A 16,165-nucleotide genomic window follows, 5' to 3' on the forward strand; every position below is an offset into this window, starting at 1 on the left:
GTCACCACATTCCAGACCGTCCAAGGAGCTGTCATGTCGATACCCCAGCCCGCCCCCCTGGTGGTGGTGATGGGTGTCTCCGGGTCCGGGAAGTCGACGGTCGGCGCGGCCCTCGCCCAGCGCCTCGGCGTCCCGTTCGAGGACGGCGACGACCTGCACCCGCCGGCGAACATCGAGAAGATGAGTCACGGCATCCCGCTCGACGACCACGACAGGCATCCCTGGCTCGAGGCCATCGGCGAATGGCTCGCCTCGCACGACGAGCGCGGCGGTGTCATCAGCAGCTCCGCGCTCAAGCGCAAGTACCGCGACCAGCTGCGCCACCACGCCCACCGCGTCCAGTTCCTGCACCTGCACGGCAGCCGCGAGGTCATCGCCGCCCGCCAGGCCACCCGGCCCGGCCACTTCATGCCCCCGTCACTGCTCACGTCGCAGTTCGCGACCCTCGAGCCGCTGGCGCCCGACGAGCACGGACTCGTCGTCGACGTCGCCCAACCGGTCGACGTCATCGTCCAGGAGTACGTCGACCGCGCGGTCACGTCACCCCAGCCCCCCACTACCGAGGAGTCCTGATGTCAGCCGCCCTGCCGTACGCGTTGTCCGCAGCGGGCACAGACCTTGTCCAACCCGTCGCAGCCGGCTGGCAGCTGATCGTCGCGGCGCTCGCGGGCATCGCCGTGATCGTCGTGCTGATCGTCTTCGGCAAGCTCCACCCCTTCCTCGCGCTGATCCTCGGCGGCTTCACCGTCGGCATCGTCGCGGGGGAGAACGTCGCGGTGGTCATCGCGAGCTTCAGCACAGGCTTCGGCTCGACCGCCGCCGGCGTCGGCATCCTCATCGCGCTGGGCGCGATGTTCGCCAAGCTGCTCGCCGACTCGGGCGGCGCGGACCAGATCGTCGACACGATCGTCGGGCACGCCTCGCCGCGGATGCTGCCCTGGGCGATGGCGCTGGTCGGTGCGATCATCGGTCTGCCGATGTTCTTCGAGATCGGCCTCGTGCTGCTGATGCCGGTCATCTACCTCGTCGCACGCCGCTCCCAGCTCTCGCTGATCACGGTCGGCATCCCCGCGCTCGCCGGACTCTCGGCCATGCACGGCCTCGTGCCGCCGCACCCCGGGCCGCTGGTCGCGATCTCCTCGCTGCACGCCGACCTGGGCGTCACGCTGGCCCTCGGCGTACTCGTCGCCATCCCGACCGTCATCATCTCCGGCCCCCTCTTCGGCCGGCTCGCCGGCACGTGGGTCGTGGTGAGCCCGCCGGCCACCTGGGACACCTCCGACCGGGAGCAGGACGCCCCTCGTCCCGGCTTCGGCATCACGCTCGCCACCGTGCTCCTGCCCGTGGTCCTCATGCTTGCCAAGGCGCTGGCCGACATCATCATCGACGACCCGGAGCAGGGGCTCCAGAAGGTCCTCGACATCGTGGGCACGCCGCTGGTCGCTCTGCTCATCGCCGTCATCGTCGCGATGTTCACCCTCGGCCGCGGCGCCCGCTTCGACCGCAGCCGGCTGTCCAAGACCCTCGAGTCCTCGCTGCCCCCGATCGCCGGCATCCTCCTGATCGTCGCCGCCGGCGGCGGCTTCAAGCAGGTGCTCGTCGACAGCGGCATCGGCACGCTGCTCGCGGACTGGGCCAAGGACGCGAACATCTCGATCCTGCTGCTCGCCTGGCTGCTGGCCGTCCTGATCCGCCTCGCGACCGGCTCGGCGACGGTCGCCACCATCACCGCGAGCTCGCTGATGGTCGGGCTCGTCGCCGGTCAGTCGACCGCCGAGACCTCGCTGGTCGTCCTCGCCGTCGGCGCGGGCTCGGTCTTCTTCTCCCACGTCAACGACGCCGGCTTCTGGCTGGTCAAGGAGTACTTCGGGATGACGGTCGGACAGACGATCAAGACGTGGTCGTTGATGGAGACGGTGCTCTCGGTCACCGGACTGGTCTTCGTGCTGCTGCTCGGACTGGTCGTCTGACGGGCCGCGCGGGCCGGGCGGGAATTCGTCGGTCCCGGCCCGCGTTGTCTAGCATTGATCCGTTCCGGCACCGGTTCACCTCGCGCGTCGCATGAGGACCCGGGCCCTGAGTGATGAGGACAACCATGAAGACTGACATCCACCCGCAGTACGTGGACACCCAGGTCACCTGCACCTGTGGCGCCACGTTCACCACGCGCTCGACCAAGACCGACGGCGTGATCCGCGCCGACGTCTGCTCGCAGTGCCACCCGTTCTACACCGGCAAGCAGAAGATCCTCGACACCGGCGGCCGCGTCGCCCGGTTCGAGGCGCGCTACGGCAAGAAGTAGCTGCTTCCGAGCGCCGGCCCCCGCAATCGGGCGGGTGGCCGGCGCTCGTCATTTCGCCGACTCGGCGCTTGTGCACCCCGTGGGGACGCCGAGTCGGCGTAGGTGGTCAGCAGCGGGGCGCACACGCGCCGACTCGGCGAATTGAGAGACGGACGATGACACAGTTCGAAGCGGTCGAGGGTCTGGTCGAGGAGCACCACGACCTGGAGGGTCGGCTCGCCGCGCCGGAGACGCACGCCGACGCACGGCTCGCCAAGAGGCTCAACCAGCGGTACGCCGAGCTGAGCGCCGTCATCGGCGCCTACCGCCACTGGCAGCAGCTGGGCGACGACATCGAGGCCGCCCGCTCGCTCGCGGCCGAGGACCCGGCCTTCGGCGAGGAGGCCGACGAGCTCGCCGGCCAGCGCGTCGACGCCGAGGAGCGGCTGCGGCGCCTGCTGGTCCCGCGCGACCCCACCGACGACAAGGACGCGATCCTCGAGGTCAAGTCGGGGGAGGGCGGCGAGGAGTCAGCGCTCTTCGCAGGCGACCTGCTGCGCATGTACACCCGGTATGCCGAGCAGCGCGGCTGGAAGACCGAGATCCTCGACGCCACGGAGTCCGACCTGGGCGGCTACAAGTCTGTCACGGTGGCGGTCAAGGCGAAGGGCACGCCCGAGCCCGGCCAGGCGCCGTACGGGCTGTTGAAGTTCGAGGGCGGCGTGCACCGTGTCCAGCGCGTCCCGGTCACCGAGTCGCAGGGTCGGGTGCACACCAGCGCCGCCGGCGTCCTCGTCATGCCGGAGGCCGAGCAGGTCGACGTCACCATCGACGAGAACGACCTGCGCATCGACGTCTTCCGCAGCTCCGGGCCGGGCGGTCAGAGCGTGAACACGACCGACTCCGCCGTCCGCATCACGCACGTGCCGACCGGCATCGTCGTCAGCTGCCAGAACGAGAAGAGCCAGCTGCAGAACAAGGAGCAGGCGCTCCGCATCCTGCGCGCCCGCCTGTTGCAGGCCGCGCAGGACGCCGCCGACGCGGAGGCCAGCGACGCCCGCCGCAGCCAGGTGCGCACCGTGGACCGCTCCGAGCGGATCCGCACCTACAACTACCCGGAGAACCGGATCTCCGACCACCGCACCGGCTACAAGGCCTACAACCTGGACCAGGTGCTGGACGGCGACCTCGGTCCCGTGCTCGGCTCGGCGGTCGACGCGGACCTCGCGGCCCGGCTGGACGCGCTCGAAGGCTGATGAGCGACGTCACCAGGCGCAGCCTGCTCGCCACCGGCGCCGTCCTGCTGCGCGAGGGCGGCGTCGCCAGCCCCGAGTACGACGCGAGCGAGCTGCTCGCGCACGTGCTCGGTGTGACCCGGGGCGGGCTGGTGCTCGTCGACCACATCTCCGACGAGCAGTCCGACCGCTACCTCTCACTGATCACGCGTCGCGCGGCGAGGGAGCCGCTGCAGCACCTCACCGGCGCCGCGTACTTCCGGCACGTCGAGCTCGCCGTCGGTCCGGGGGTCTTCGTGCCGCGGCCCGAGACCGAGCTCCTGGCCGGCTGGGCCATCGAGCAGGCCAGCCGCGTGCTGCGGGCGACGGGTGCCGATCCGGTCGTCGTCGACCTGTGCACCGGCTCCGGGGCGATCGCCAAGAGCATCGCCGACGAGGTCCCCGGCGCGCGGATCCATGCGGTCGAGCTCGACGAGGCGGCCTGTGCCTGGGCCGCCAGGAACCTGTCCGGCACCGGCGTCGACCTCCGCCAGGGGGACATGGAGCAGGCGTTCGACGAGCTGGCGGGGAGTGTCGACGTCGTCGTCTGCAACCCGCCCTACATCCCGCTCGACGCGTGGGAGTCGGTCGCCACGGAGGCCCGCGACCACGACCCCGACCTCGCGCTCTACTCCGGTCAGGACGGGCTCGACGCCATGCGGGTGCTGGAGGAGCGGGCCGCCCTGCTCCTGAGGCCCGGAGGAGTGGTCGGCGCCGAGCACGCCGACGAGCAGGGCCCCGACGGGGTCGGGGGAGGCGCGCCGGCGGTCTTCGCCGCGACGGGCCGGTGGGCCGACGTACGGGACAACCGCGACCTGGCGGGGCGACCCCGCTTCACCACCGCGAGGCTGGCACGATGAACACTGTGAGTGAGCGCTTTCCCGCCGTCTTCGGCCAGGACGTGGAGGCCGCGGTCGACGCCGCGGCCCGCGCGATCACCCGAGGCGAGCTCGTCGTGATCCCGACCGACACCGTCTACGGCATCGGCGCCGACGCGTTCGACCCGGTCGCCGTCAAGGCCCTGCTCGCCGCCAAGGGCCGCGGGCGTGAGATGCCGCCGCCCGTGCTCGTCGCGTCGGCGGCGACCCTCGACGCGCTGGCCGTCCGCGTGCCCGACTGGGCCCGGGGGCTGACGGAGGCGTTCTGGCCGGGAGCACTGACACTCGTCTGCCACCAGCAGAGCTCGCTGCAGTGGGACCTCGGCGAGACCCGCGGGACGGTCGCCGTCCGGGTCCCCGACCACCCCGTGGCGATCGCCGTCCTCGAGCGCACCGGTCCGCTCGCGGTCAGCTCGGCGAACCGCACCGGCATGCCGGCGGCGACCGACGCCGACGCCGCCGAGGAGATGCTCGGGCACGCCGTCTCCGTCCTCGTCGACTCCGGCCCGACCCCGGGCGCGGACGCATCCACGATCGTCGACGCCACCGGCGCGACGCCGCGGCTGCTGCGTCTGGGCGCGATCTCGGTCGAGCGGCTCGACGAGGTGCTCGCGCCGTACGGCGTCAGCGTCTCTGAGCAGCCCGAGGTCGCAGAGCCTGCGCCCGCAGAGTCCGCAGAGTCCGCAGCTGAGTCCGAAGAGGACTGAGTGCGCGCCTATCTGCTCCTCTTCCTCGTCGCGGCCGCCGTCACCTACCTGCTGACGGTGATCGCGCGGGAGATCGCGCTGCGCACCGGAGCCGTCGCCCGCGTGCGCGACCGTGACGTGCACGCCGAGCCCATCCCCTACATGGGCGGGGTGGCGATGCTCGGTGGCCTGGGGGCGGCCTACCTGGTCGCCCGGCAGCTGCCGTTCCTGTCCGGCGGGTCGCCGTTCGTGCTGCGCGACGCCGGCGTGGTGCTCGTGGCGGGGGCGATCATCTGCATGGTCGGCGTGCTCGACGACATCTTCGAGCTCGACGCGCTGACGAAGCTCGGCGGCCAGGTCCTCGCGACCGCGTTCCTGATCGCGTTCAACATCCAGTACTTCTTCATCCCGACCGGCGGCAACACGTTCTTCGCGCTGGACCCCACCCAGGGTGCGCTGCTGACCGGCGTCATGGTGGTGGCCACGGTCAACGCGGTGAACTTCATCGACGGCCTCGACGGCCTGGCCGCCGGCGTCGTCGGCATCGGGGCGCTCGCGTTCTTCGCGTTCTGCTACGGCATCACGCGGCTCAACCAGGTCGACCGCGCCAGCACGGCGGCGTTGCTGAGCATCGCCCTCGCCGGCGCGTGTGCGGGGTTCCTGGTGCACAACTGGAACCCGGCACGGCTCTTCATGGGCGACAGCGGCTCGATGCTGCTGGGGCTCGTGCTGTCCGCCAGCGCGGTCAGCCTGTCGGGCCAGTTCACCCCGGGCCAGCTCAGCCAGGGCGTGAGCGGCTCGGCGGCGAGCCTGCTACCGACGTTCCTGCCGATCGCGCTGCCACTGACCCTGCTGCTGGTCCCGATCGCCGACCTGGTCATGGCCGTCGTACGACGCACGAGGGCTGGCCGCTCTCCGTTCGCGCCCGACAAGCAGCACCTGCACCACCGTCTGCTCGAGATCGGTCACTCGCAGCGGCGCGCGGTCCTGATCATGTGGCTGTGGGCCGGGTTGATCGCGTTCGGCTCGTCCTTCGCGAGCCTCTACTCGGGTCCGTGGATGTGGGGCACGCTCATCGCCAGCCTTCTCGGCACGCTCGCGCTCACGTTCCTACTGCCCAAGCTGCACCACTCGGCCGTCGCCTGACCTCTCGAACCTGCGATCTGGATCGATCCATTTCGGCGCTCGAGCCTGCTTGTGATAACTTTCACGAGCGATCCGGATAGGGTGCCGAGAGTGCCTCGGTCCGTCCGGGACGTCCGGGATCTCCCGATGCCTTTGCCCTCTCCACAGAACGGCCGCCAATGATGACGACCGAGTCGAAGCAGACCATCCCCGCCACCAGCATGCGGGTGTTGCTGAGTGCGGCCTCGTGGAGCGCGGCGGTGGCCGTCGCGGCCGTGATCGTGGCCGCGCTCGTCGGCGGCGCCGACGCTGCCGTCGGCGCGCTGATCGGCGGAGTCGCGACGCTCGCCGTGCTGGCGATCGGCACCTGGGTCGTGCTCAAGGTCGCGACCGTCTCCCCGATGGCGTCGCTGATCGCGGCGCTCGTCGTCTTCACCGCCCAGGGCGGGCTCCTGCTGCTCACATTGGCCACGCTCTCCGGGCTGACCGACGGGCGCCAGGTCGACGGAGCAGCGATCGCCGTCATCGCGGTCACCATGACGTGGACGACGCTGTTCGCCGTACGGGCGCGTCGTGAGCGGATCCCGCTCTTCGACCTGTCGGCGGCGCTCGGCGACGGTGCTGCCCCGGCCCAGGCCGAGTCCCAGGGATCGACCCGGGATCCGCGGAGGGCGGGTGTGAAGTGAGCGTCACGCTCCTGCTATCGTCCGGCGCGTCTTGGCGCGGCGTGACCAGCTGCACCGGCCCCCATTCTTGACCCCCACTCCAGAACAGAGACAGGAGACAGCGTGAGTTCGCTCGCCGCGGTGATTCGGACCGAGGAGTTCAATGCTCCCGGCCCGGGCGACTTCAACCTGCCTGGCATCCTCGACAGCGCCGTCACCAAGCCGATGGTCCTGGTCGTCCTCTCCGGCGTCATCGCGTTCGTCCTCTTCTACGCCATGTCGCGCAAGGCCGCGGTGGTCCCGGGCCGGCTGCAGTTCGCCGGTGAGTACGTGTACGGCTTCGTCCGCAACGCGATCGCCCGCGACACCATCGGCGGCCACGACTACGCGCGGTTCGTGCCGTTCCTGTTCGCGATCTTCCTGTTCGTGCTGATCAACAACTTCTACGGCGTCGTCCCGTTCATCCAGTTCCCGACGATGTCGCACATCGGCTACACCACGGCGCTCGCGCTCATCACGTGGGTCGTCTACAACGGGGTCGGCATCCGCAAGCACGGCTTCGGCGGCTACCTCAAGCACCAGACGGTGCCGAGCGGCATCTCCGGTCCGATCCTCATCGCGCTGGTTCCGCTGGAGTTCTTCTCCAACATCATCGTGCGGCCGTTCACGCTGGCGCTGCGTCTGTTCGCGACCATGTTCGCGGGCCACCTGCTCGTCATCCTCTTCTCGCTCGGCGGCTCGTACCTGATCCTCCACTACGAGCCCCGCCTGGTGGGCGTCACCTCGGGAACGATCTCGTTCCTGCTCGCGATCGGGGTCAGCTTCCTCGACATGCTGGTGATGTTCCTGCAGGCCTACGTCTTCACCCTTCTCTCCGCGATGTACATCGGCGGCGCCGTCGCCGACGAGCACTGAGCGGCTCAACCTCACACCAAGCTGCAAGAGACGACGCACCACGCGTCACCAAACCGAAAGGAAACCCCCATGGGTGGCACCCTGAACATGATCGGCCTCGGCCTCGCGGCCATCGGCCCGGCGATCGGCGTCGGCCTGATCTTCGCTGCGTACGTCAGCGGCGTGGCCCGTCAGCCCGAGGCGCAGGGCCGGCTGCAGAGCATCGCGATCTTCGGCTTCGTCCTCGCTGAGCAGTTCTTCATCATCTCCCTCGCGCTCGCCTTCGTCCTCAAGCCCTGACCCCAGAAGGGCCTGGAGCACCCATGTTGACGTCAAAGTTCGTAGCGGCTGCGGCGGAAGAGCCGAACCCGCTGATCCCTCACCTCGCCGAGGTCATCCTCGGTGCGGTCGTCTTCCTGCTGCTGCTGTGGCTGCTGGCGAAGTTCGTCGTCCCGAACTTCGAGAAGGCGTACGCCGAGCGCACTGCTGCGATCGAGGGCGGCCTGGCCGCCGCCGAGACCAAGCAGGCCGAGGCGGACGCCAAGCTCGCCGAGCTCGAGGCGCAGCTCGCCGACGCCCGTCACGAGGCAGCACGCATCCGCGAGGAGGCTCGCGAGCAGGGTGCGCAGATCGTTGCCGAGATGCGTGAGCAGGCCCAGGCCGAGGCGACCCGCATCGTCGAGCACGGCAAGACCCAGATCGAGGCGGAGCGCCAGCAGGCGGTCACCTCGCTGCGCGCCGAGGTCGGTGGCCTCGCCACGGGTCTCGCCGGCCGCATCGTCGGTGAGTCGCTCGAGGACGACGCTCGCCAGAGCCGCGTCGTCGAGCGCTTCCTCGCCGAGCTCGAGTCCAACGCGGCGGGGGCCAACTGATGGACTTCCGCGGTGCTTCGGCAGAGGCGGTCGCCGCCCTCACCGACGAGCTGGTCGGACTGACCGGCTCGGGTGAGGGGGCGGACGCTCTCGCCGACGGTCTCTTCACGGTCTCGCGGACGCTGCGGACGGAGCCGGCCCTGCGCCGGTTCACGACCGATGTGTCGGTGCCTGCGGAGGCCAAGCAAGGACTGGTCCGGCAGGTGCTCGGCGGCAAGGTGTCGGACAGCACCGTCGGCCTGGTCGCCTCGGCCGTCGCACGCCGCTGGACCCGCAGCCACGACCTCCCGGACGCGATCGAGCACCTCAGCGAGGTGGCCACGGTCCGTTCGTCCGCGAGCGACGCGGGTCGGCTCGCCGACGAGCTGTTCTCGTTCGGCCAGCTCGTGCAGCAGAACCCGGAGCTGCGCGACGCGCTCTCCGACCCGGCGCGCTCGACCGCGGACAAGACCGCCCTGGTCGACTCGCTGCTCAGCGGCAAGGCGCTGCCCGCGACGGTGACGCTGGCCAAGCAGGCGCTGGCCGGCACCTACCGGACCGTCTCGGTCGCGCTGGCCGAGTACCAGAAGGTCGCCGCGGCCGTGCGCGACGAGGGTGTCGCCACCGTGCGGGTGGCCAAGCCGCTGACCGACGCCGAGACGTCGCGTCTGGCGGACGCCCTGCAGCGCGCCTACGGCCGTCCGATCCACCTCAACCAGCTGGTCGACCCCGAGGTGCTGGGTGGCATCAAGGTCGAGATCGGCGACGATGTCATCGACGGCACGATCGCGAGCCGCCTCGACGACGCGCGCCGGATGCTGGCCAGCTGACCCCCGACTTACGACTTCTAGAGATTCGAGAGAGAAGGCATCAGGACATGACGGAGCTTTCCATCCGTCCGGAGGAGATCCGCGACGCGCTGAGCAAGTACGTCGCCGAGTACAAGCCGGAGACGGCCGCCCGTGAGGAGGTCGGCACTGTCTCGCAGACCGCCGACGGCATCGCTCGCGTCACCGGCCTGCCCTCGGCGATGGCGAACGAGCTGCTCGAGTTCGAGGACGGCACCCTCGGTCTCGCCCTCAACCTCGACACCCGCGAGATCGGCGTCGTCGTCCTCGGTGACTTCGACAAGATCGAGGAGGGCCAGACGGTCCGCCGTACCGGCGAGGTCCTCTCCGTCCCCGTCGGCGACGGCTACCTCGGTCGCGTCGTCGACCCGCTCGGCAAGCCGATCGACGGTCTCGGCGAGATCGAGACCAGCGGCCGCCGCGCCCTGGAGCTCCAGGCTCCGGGCGTCATGCACCGCAAGTCGGTCCACGAGCCTCTCGCGACCGGCATCAAGGCCATCGACGCGATGACCCCGATCGGCCGCGGCCAGCGCCAGCTGATCATCGGCGACCGCGCCACGGGCAAGACGACGATCGCGATCGACACGATCATCAACCAGAAGCAGAACTGGGAGACCGGCGACCCGTCGAAGCAGGTCCGCTGCATCTACGTCGGCATCGGCCAGAAGGGCTCGACGATCGCCTCGGTCCGCGGCGCCCTCGAGGAGGCCGGCGCACTGGAGTACACGACCATCGTCGCCGCCCCGGCGTCCGACAGCGCGGGCTTCAAGTACCTCGCCCCCTACACCGGCTCGGCCATCGGCCAGCACTGGATGTACGACGGCAAGCACGTCCTCATCGTGTTCGACGACCTGACCAAGCAGGCCGAGGCCTACCGTGCGGTCTCGCTGCTGCTGCGTCGTCCGCCGGGCCGTGAGGCGTACCCGGGTGACGTCTTCTACCTGCACAGCCGGCTCCTCGAGCGCTGCGCGAAGCTGTCCGACGAGCTGGGCGCCGGCTCGATGACGGGTCTGCCCATCATCGAGACGAAGGCCAACGACGTCTCGGCGTTCATCCCGACCAACGTCATCTCCATCACCGACGGCCAGATCTTCCTGCAGTCGGACCTCTTCGCGGCCAACCAGCGCCCGGCCATCGACGTCGGTGTCTCGGTCTCGCGGGTCGGTGGCGCGGCCATGACCAAGGCGATGAAGGCCGTCACCGGCTCGCTCAAGGTCGACCTCGCGCAGTTCCGCGCCATGGAGGCGTTCGCGATGTTCGCGTCCGACCTCGACGCCGCCTCGCGTCAGCAGCTCGACCGCGGCCAGCGCCTGATGGCGCTGCTCAAGCAGCCGGCGTACTCGCCGTACCCGGTCGACGAGATGACCGTGTCGCTCTGGCTCGGCACCACCGGCCGGCTCGACAAGCTCCCCGTGGGCGACGTGCTCAAGTTCGAGCAGGAGTTCATCGACTACGTGAAGCGGTCGAAGGGCGGCATCCTCGACGGCATCCGCGAGACGCTGAAGTTCGAGGACTCCACCGAGTCCGAGCTCACCGCGGCGTACGACGACTTCCTGGGCCAGTTCGAGACCTCCGACGGTGGCTCGATCAAGGCGGGCTCGGAGAAGGCCGAGGCGCTCGAGGACGGCGACGTCGAGCAGGAGCAGATCGTCAAGCAGAAGCGGGGCTGACGGATGGCCGTATCGCTGCGTGAGTACCGGGCGAAGATCAGGTCGGTCGAGTCGACCAAGAAGATCACGCGCGCCATGGAGCTCATTGCTGCGTCCCGCATCATCAAGGCGCAGCAGCGGGCCGGAGCGGCCGCGCCGTACGCGCGAGAGCTCACCAGGGCCGTCTCGGCGGTGGCGTCGTACTCGAACGTCGAGCACGCGCTGACGACCGAGCCGGAGAACCCCCAGCGCGCCGCGGTGCTGGTCGTCACCAGCGACCGTGGCCTGGCGGGTGCCTACTCCTCGAGCGTCCTGCGCGAGGCCGAGGGCCTGGTCGAGAAGCTGCGGGGCGAGGGCAAGCACGTCGACCTCTACGTCTCGGGACGCAAGGGCGAGGCGTACTACCGGTTCCGTGCGCGGCCGGTCGTCAAGGCATGGACGGGTCACTCCGACCAGCCGACGTACGACGTCGCCCAGGAGCTTGGCCAGGCTCTGATCTCGGCGTTCCTCAACGACGAGCCGGAGGCTCGGACCACCGAGGAGGGGGAGACCCTCTTCCCGGGCGTCGACGAGGTCCACCTCGTCTACACGCGGTTCCGCTCGATGCTCATCCAGCAGCCCACGGCTGTCCGGCTGCTGCCGCTGGAGGTCGTCGAGGGGGTCGAGCCCCCGTCCGAGGACGAGGTGCTTCCGCTGTACGAGTTCGAGCCCTCGGCCGAGGCCGTGCTCGACGGGCTGCTGCCGCGGTACGTCCAGAGTCGCATCTGGTATGCGCTGCTCCAGGCCGCCGCGTCCGAGCTCGCCGCCCGTCAGAAGGCGATGAAGTCGGCGACGGACAACGCCGAGGAGCTCATCAAGAAGTACAAGCGGATCGCCAACCAGGCCCGGCAGGCCGGCATCACGCAGGAGATCAGCGAGATCGTCGGCGGCGTGAACGCGCTCGCCGACGCGAACGCTGCCAACGACTGAGAACCCACGAAGCAAGGACCGAAACAACATGACTGCAACGGTTGACGAGACGCAGACCAAGACCGGCGGGGCCAGCACGGGCCGCATCGCCCGCGTCATCGGCCCGGTCGTCGACGTGGAGTTCCCCGTCGACGCCATGCCGGAGATCTACAACAAGCTCGAGGTCGAGGTGACCATCGGCGAGGACACCTCCGTCCTGCCGCTCGAGGTCGCCCAGCACATCGGCGACGGCGTCGTCCGTGCGATCTCGCTCAAGCCGACCGACGGACTGGTGCGCGGTGCAACCGTGACCGACACCGGCGGCCCGATCACGGTGCCGGTCGGCGACGTGACCCTCGGCCACGTGTTCAACGCCACCGGCGACATCCTCAACCTCGAGGAGGGCGAGAAGCTCGAGATCAACGAGCGCTGGGGCATCCACCGCAAGGCGCCCGCCTTCGACCAGCTCGAGTCGAAGACGCAGATGTTCGAGACCGGCATCAAGGTCATCGACCTGCTCACGCCGTACGTCCAGGGCGGCAAGATCGGTCTCTTCGGTGGTGCGGGCGTCGGCAAGACCGTCCTCATCCAGGAGATGATCGCCCGTGTGGCCCGCAACCACGGTGGTGTGTCGGTGTTCGCCGGTGTCGGTGAGCGCACCCGTGAGGGCAACGACCTGATCGTCGAGATGCAGGAGGCCGGCGTCTTCGGCCAGACCGCGCTCGTGTTCGGTCAGATGGACGAGCCGCCGGGCACGCGTCTGCGCGTCGCGCTCTCGGCGCTGACGATGGCGGAGTACTTCCGCGACGTCCAGGGCCAGGACGTGCTGCTGTTCATCGACAACATCTTCCGGTTCACCCAGGCCGGCTCCGAGGTCTCCACGCTGCTCGGCCGGATGCCGTCGGCGGTCGGCTACCAGCCGAACCTCGCCGACGAGATGGGCACGCTCCAGGAGCGGATCACCTCGACGCGCGGTCACTCGATCACCTCGATGCAGGCGATCTACGTGCCCGCCGACGACTACACCGACCCGGCCCCGGCCACGACGTTCGCGCACCTCGACGCCACCACCGAGCTCTCGCGTGAGATCGCCTCGCTCGGCATCTATCCGGCCGTCGACCCGCTGACGTCGACCTCGCGGATCCTCGACCCGCAGTACATCGGCCAGGCTCACTACGACGCCGCGATCCGCGTCAAGCAGATCCTCCAGCGCAACAAGGAGCTGCAGGACATCATCGCGATCCTCGGCGTCGACGAGCTGTCCGAGGAGGACAAGGTCATCGTCTCGCGGGCCCGCCGGATCCAGCGGTTCCTGTCGCAGAACACCTACGTCGCGAAGCAGTTCACCGGCATCGAGGGCTCCACGGTCCCCGTCGCCGACACGATCGAGGCGTTCAACAAGATCTGCGACGGCGAGTACGACCACGTGGCCGAGCAGGCGTTCTTCATGTGCGGCGGTCTGGACGACGTCGAGCAGAAGTGGGCCGAGATCCAGAAGAGCCTCTGATGGCTGGCCCCGAAGACAGCACCTGCCTGACGGTCGAGCTCGTCGCCGCCGACCGGACCGTGTGGTCCGGTGAGGCGACGATGGTCATCGCCCGCACCACCGAGGGCGACGTCGGGGTCCTGCGCGGTCACGCGCCGATGCTCTCGCTGCTGACGGACGCGGTCGTCGAGATCAACCCCGAGGAGGGCCCCGTCGTCGTCGCGACCGTCGACGGCGGGTTCCTCTCGGTCGCCAACGACCGGGTCTCGATCCTCTCGGAGCACGCGCTGCTCGCCGAGGAGATCAACGTCGAGGAGGCGCACGTCGAGCTGGAGAAGGCGCGTGCGCTGCTGCAGACCGACGAGCAGGCGGAGGGCGAGCTTCGCATCCGTCGTGCCGAGGCGCGCATCCGCGCCGTCGAGAAGGCCTCCTGAGGGAACGGCTCAGGAAACAGGCCGAGGACGGGGAGGTATGCCGACGTGGGAGTGGGGGCTTGACGCCGTCGGCGTGCTGCTCATCCTCGTTATCTGCTACTTCGTCGCCCTCATGGCGCGCCGTCGCGTTCTCGGACGCCACGGCGGCACCTTCGAGCTGAGTCATCGCGTCCGGGCCGGTCGGCCCGGACGCGGTTGGCTTCTCGGCGTCGGTCGCTACTCCGGCGAGACGCTGGAGTGGTTCCGCGTCTTCTCGCTGGCCCCGCGGCCCAAGCGGCGCTGGGAGCGGATGACGATGGCTTACGACTCCAGCCGTATGCCCGAGGGCGCGGAGGCGATGGCGCTCTACCCGGGGCACGTGGTCGTGACCTGTCAGTACGACGGCGGGCTGGTCGAGCTCGCCATGGCGCCGGCCTCGCTCACCGGCTTCCAGGCGTGGCTGGAGTCCCGGCCGCCAGGGACGGACTGGTCCCGCTGACCCTCACCCCGAGTCGGCGCCTGCGCACCCGAAAGCCCACCGCAGCGTTGCGCTGCGGTGGGCTTTCGGGTGCACAAGCGCCGACTCGGCGAGTAGGTCAGGCGGTCGGACGGCCGCCTTCGTAGAGCCGCGGGACAGGGTGGTTGGCAGCGAAGACGCCGTACGGGTCGACCGCGGATCGGATGCCCTTGAGCTGCAGCCAGGTGTCCTCACCGTACGCACTGCGCGTCTCGCCGGCCGTCTCGACGAAGTTGAGGTAGGGCCGGCCCGTCGCGAACGGCTCGAGCGCCTCGACGAATGCGGCCGACTCGACCTTGCCGAGCTCGGCGAGCTCCGGAGTGGGAGCCATCCCGAGGCCGAAGGCGACGAAGTCGCCCTCGAGGTGCGACAGCGCCCCGGCACCTTCGGCCGGTCGACCGAGCGCGCCGCCCAGCTGACGCAGCTCGGCGAGCAGCAGGTGCGTGTCGGCACCGGGGCCGACGGCACCGAGGAAGGCGTCGATCGCGGCGTCGGGCATGCTGCCCAGCGTCGCGGTCCGTGACACAGCCGGTGCTCCGCCCTCGGGGTCCATGTGGATGCGGCACACCGCCGGCGCCGGGACGCGGCCGAACGTGTCGACCTGCGGGCGCAGGGCGCGCAGCCCGGCGAGGAGCTCGGCGCCCCGCTCGTCGCTGCCGATCACAGCACCGTCGATGACGGCGACCGAGCGACCGCGGAGGAACTCAGGGATCTCCGGGATCGGGGGGAAGCGCATCGCGCGGAAGGAGGTCGTGATCTCCTCGGGCGCGGTCGGCCCCCAAGCAGCCCACTCCCGCAGGACCGGCTCCATGTCGGCGAGGTCCCACATCAGCATGCCGGCGTACGCGGTCTCGATGTCGAAGGTGCGGAACTCCATCGCCGTGACGACGCCGAAGCTGCCGCCCCCACCCCGGACCGCCCAGAAGAGCTCGCGGTTGTTCTCGGCGTCCGCCCGGACGAGGGTGCCGTCGCCGATGACGATCTCGACGGCGGTGAGGCTGTTGGTCGCGAGGCCGAGCTTGCGGGCGTACCAGCCCATCCCGCCGCCCAGGCTGTAGCCGGCGACGCCCACGTCGGGGGAGGACCCGTGCAGGACGGCCTTGCCGTACTTGGCCGTGGCGTCCACGACGGGCTCCCAGACGGCGCCGCCCTCGACCCGGACGATCCCGCGGGCCTCGTCGTAGGTGACCGCGTCGAGGTGGCCGGTGCGCAGGATGATGGCGTCGTCGAGGCCGCGCTCAGCGAGGGGAGCGGCGTTGTGACCGGTCGACTGGGGCGCGACCCGCAGGCCGGCGAGGGCGGCGGTGCGGACGACCTCCGTGACCTCGGCGGGCGTGGCGACCGAGACGACGGCCGCGGGACGCTGGTCGACCGCGAAGTTCCACGCGATACGGGCCCCGTCGTACCCGGGGTCACCGGGCAGGTGGACGCGGTCCGCGGCGCGGCCGCCGAAGAGGCCTCGCACCGCCGCGGTGGTAAAAGGGTCCTGGACGGGGGTGGTGGTGCTGGACATGGGGGTTCTCCCTCGGTGTTGGGTCGGTGCTTCCGAACTCAGTGGTCCGACGGTGCCTCGGAGCTCTGCACAAGGACTGGGGAACGACTTGGGGCGCGACTTGGGGTCCGCTGTGGACGTCCTCCTGATGAGGGAGG

Annotated in this window: 18 protein-coding genes; 17 read left to right on the forward strand and 1 reads right to left on the reverse strand. The window is 70.1% G+C overall.

The window, feature by feature from the left end; translation table 11 throughout:
• Positions 1-33 precede the first annotated feature (33 nt).
• The 17 genes from ABD205_RS15035 to ABD205_RS15115 all read left to right on the forward strand — a co-directional run bounded on the left by ABD205_RS15035 (position 34) and on the right by ABD205_RS15115 (position 14,497).
• Positions 34-573 carry a gluconokinase gene (locus tag ABD205_RS15035; protein ID WP_344046079.1) on the forward strand — a complete coding sequence of 180 codons (540 nt, stop codon included), beginning with the start codon at positions 34-36 and terminating at the stop codon, positions 571-573.
• Positions 573-1,970 (forward strand): GntP family permease, encoded by a 1,398-nt coding sequence (locus ABD205_RS15040; RefSeq protein WP_344046081.1) that lies wholly within the window; start codon positions 573-575, stop codon positions 1,968-1,970. Before ABD205_RS15035 ends, ABD205_RS15040 begins: the two co-directional genes overlap by 1 nt.
• A 125-nt stretch (positions 1,971-2,095) precedes the next feature.
• Entirely contained in the window at positions 2,096-2,302 is a 207-nt protein-coding gene (gene rpmE / locus ABD205_RS15045; protein WP_344046085.1) for a 50S ribosomal protein L31, read from the forward strand.
• Between the two features lie 155 nt (positions 2,303-2,457).
• Positions 2,458-3,537 (forward strand): peptide chain release factor 1, encoded by a 1,080-nt coding sequence (prfA, locus tag ABD205_RS15050; RefSeq protein WP_344046088.1) that lies wholly within the window; start codon positions 2,458-2,460, stop codon positions 3,535-3,537.
• The gene (prmC, locus tag ABD205_RS15055) at positions 3,537-4,415 is read left to right on the forward strand and encodes a peptide chain release factor N(5)-glutamine methyltransferase (protein WP_344046090.1); all 879 of its coding nucleotides are present in this window, start codon (positions 3,537-3,539) and stop codon (positions 4,413-4,415) included. Before prfA ends, prmC begins: the two co-directional genes overlap by 1 nt.
• Complete coding sequence (locus ABD205_RS15060) at positions 4,412-5,140, forward strand: L-threonylcarbamoyladenylate synthase (protein ID WP_344046092.1); 729 nt, start codon at positions 4,412-4,414, stop codon at positions 5,138-5,140. Before prmC ends, ABD205_RS15060 begins: the two co-directional genes overlap by 4 nt.
• Positions 5,141-6,265, forward strand: coding sequence for an MraY family glycosyltransferase (locus tag ABD205_RS15065; protein ID WP_344046094.1), 1,125 nt, complete (start codon positions 5,141-5,143; stop codon positions 6,263-6,265).
• Between the two features lie 161 nt (positions 6,266-6,426).
• Positions 6,427-6,930 carry a hypothetical protein gene (locus ABD205_RS15070; protein WP_344046095.1) on the forward strand — a complete coding sequence of 168 codons (504 nt, stop codon included), beginning with the start codon at positions 6,427-6,429 and terminating at the stop codon, positions 6,928-6,930.
• Positions 6,931-7,032: 102 nt separating this feature from the next.
• Complete coding sequence (gene atpB, locus ABD205_RS15075) at positions 7,033-7,824, forward strand: F0F1 ATP synthase subunit A (RefSeq protein WP_344046096.1); 792 nt, start codon at positions 7,033-7,035, stop codon at positions 7,822-7,824.
• A 69-nt stretch (positions 7,825-7,893) separates the two neighbouring features.
• The gene (locus ABD205_RS15080; RefSeq protein WP_344046098.1) at positions 7,894-8,103 is read left to right on the forward strand and encodes an ATP synthase F0 subunit C; all 210 of its coding nucleotides are present in this window, start codon (positions 7,894-7,896) and stop codon (positions 8,101-8,103) included.
• A 23-nt stretch (positions 8,104-8,126) separates the two neighbouring features.
• Positions 8,127-8,675 (forward strand): F0F1 ATP synthase subunit B, encoded by a 549-nt coding sequence (locus ABD205_RS15085; protein WP_344046100.1) that lies wholly within the window; start codon positions 8,127-8,129, stop codon positions 8,673-8,675.
• Positions 8,675-9,484, forward strand: a complete 810-nt coding sequence (locus ABD205_RS15090; protein ID WP_344046102.1) for a F0F1 ATP synthase subunit delta — start codon at positions 8,675-8,677, stop codon at positions 9,482-9,484. Before ABD205_RS15085 ends, ABD205_RS15090 begins: the two co-directional genes overlap by 1 nt.
• A 47-nt stretch (positions 9,485-9,531) precedes the next feature.
• On the forward strand, positions 9,532-11,172 hold the full coding sequence (gene atpA, locus ABD205_RS15095; RefSeq protein WP_344046104.1) for a F0F1 ATP synthase subunit alpha: 1,641 nt from the start codon (positions 9,532-9,534) through the stop codon (positions 11,170-11,172).
• A gap of 3 nt (positions 11,173-11,175) precedes the next feature.
• Positions 11,176-12,120, forward strand: a complete 945-nt coding sequence (locus tag ABD205_RS15100; protein WP_344046106.1) for a F0F1 ATP synthase subunit gamma — start codon at positions 11,176-11,178, stop codon at positions 12,118-12,120.
• A 28-nt stretch (positions 12,121-12,148) separates the two neighbouring features.
• Complete coding sequence (atpD, locus tag ABD205_RS15105) at positions 12,149-13,606, forward strand: F0F1 ATP synthase subunit beta (RefSeq protein WP_344046108.1); 1,458 nt, start codon at positions 12,149-12,151, stop codon at positions 13,604-13,606.
• Positions 13,606-14,019, forward strand: coding sequence for a F0F1 ATP synthase subunit epsilon (locus ABD205_RS15110; RefSeq protein WP_344046110.1), 414 nt, complete (start codon positions 13,606-13,608; stop codon positions 14,017-14,019). The genes atpD and ABD205_RS15110 overlap by 1 nt, the downstream gene beginning before the upstream one ends.
• Positions 14,020-14,056: 37 nt before the next feature.
• Positions 14,057-14,497, forward strand: coding sequence for a DUF2550 domain-containing protein (locus ABD205_RS15115; RefSeq protein WP_344046112.1), 441 nt, complete (start codon positions 14,057-14,059; stop codon positions 14,495-14,497).
• A gap of 97 nt (positions 14,498-14,594) precedes the next feature.
• Here ABD205_RS15115 and ABD205_RS15120 read toward each other — a convergent pair whose 3' ends face one another.
• Positions 14,595-16,028: an FAD-binding oxidoreductase gene (locus ABD205_RS15120; RefSeq protein ID WP_344046114.1), complete on the reverse strand. Its 1,434-nt coding sequence runs from the start codon at positions 16,026-16,028 to the stop codon at positions 14,595-14,597.
• Between the last annotated feature and the right edge of the window lie 137 nt (positions 16,029-16,165).

The sequence above is a fragment of the Nocardioides panacihumi genome (assembly GCF_039530925.1).
GTDB classification, from domain to species: Bacteria; Actinomycetota; Actinomycetes; order Propionibacteriales; family Nocardioidaceae; genus Nocardioides; species Nocardioides panacihumi.

Excerpts from the sequence above, each read along its gene's own strand:
- ABD205_RS15070 (WP_344046095.1), top strand. The coding sequence starts at position 6,427 with ATGACGACCGAGTCGAAGCAGACCATCCCCGCCACCAGCATGCGGGTG.
- atpD (WP_344046108.1), top strand. The coding sequence starts at position 12,149 with ATGACTGCAACGGTTGACGAGACGCAGACCAAGACCGGCGGGGCCAGC.
- ABD205_RS15090 (WP_344046102.1), top strand. The coding sequence starts at position 8,675 with ATGGACTTCCGCGGTGCTTCGGCAGAGGCGGTCGCCGCCCTCACCGAC.
- ABD205_RS15100 (WP_344046106.1), top strand. The coding sequence starts at position 11,176 with ATGGCCGTATCGCTGCGTGAGTACCGGGCGAAGATCAGGTCGGTCGAG.
- ABD205_RS15035 (WP_344046079.1), top strand. The coding sequence starts at position 34 with ATGTCGATACCCCAGCCCGCCCCCCTGGTGGTGGTGATGGGTGTCTCC.
- ABD205_RS15060 (WP_344046092.1), top strand. The coding sequence starts at position 4,412 with ATGAACACTGTGAGTGAGCGCTTTCCCGCCGTCTTCGGCCAGGACGTG.
- prmC (WP_344046090.1), top strand. The coding sequence starts at position 3,537 with ATGAGCGACGTCACCAGGCGCAGCCTGCTCGCCACCGGCGCCGTCCTG.
- ABD205_RS15080 (WP_344046098.1), top strand. The coding sequence starts at position 7,894 with ATGGGTGGCACCCTGAACATGATCGGCCTCGGCCTCGCGGCCATCGGC.
- atpA (WP_344046104.1), top strand. The coding sequence starts at position 9,532 with ATGACGGAGCTTTCCATCCGTCCGGAGGAGATCCGCGACGCGCTGAGC.
- rpmE (WP_344046085.1), top strand. The coding sequence starts at position 2,096 with ATGAAGACTGACATCCACCCGCAGTACGTGGACACCCAGGTCACCTGC.
- ABD205_RS15040 (WP_344046081.1), top strand. The coding sequence starts at position 573 with ATGTCAGCCGCCCTGCCGTACGCGTTGTCCGCAGCGGGCACAGACCTT.
- ABD205_RS15115 (WP_344046112.1), top strand. The coding sequence starts at position 14,057 with ATGCCGACGTGGGAGTGGGGGCTTGACGCCGTCGGCGTGCTGCTCATC.
- prfA (WP_344046088.1), top strand. The coding sequence starts at position 2,458 with ATGACACAGTTCGAAGCGGTCGAGGGTCTGGTCGAGGAGCACCACGAC.
- ABD205_RS15120 (WP_344046114.1), bottom strand. The coding sequence starts at position 16,028 with ATGTCCAGCACCACCACCCCCGTCCAGGACCCTTTTACCACCGCGGCG.
- ABD205_RS15110 (WP_344046110.1), top strand. The coding sequence starts at position 13,606 with ATGGCTGGCCCCGAAGACAGCACCTGCCTGACGGTCGAGCTCGTCGCC.
- ABD205_RS15085 (WP_344046100.1), top strand. The coding sequence starts at position 8,127 with ATGTTGACGTCAAAGTTCGTAGCGGCTGCGGCGGAAGAGCCGAACCCG.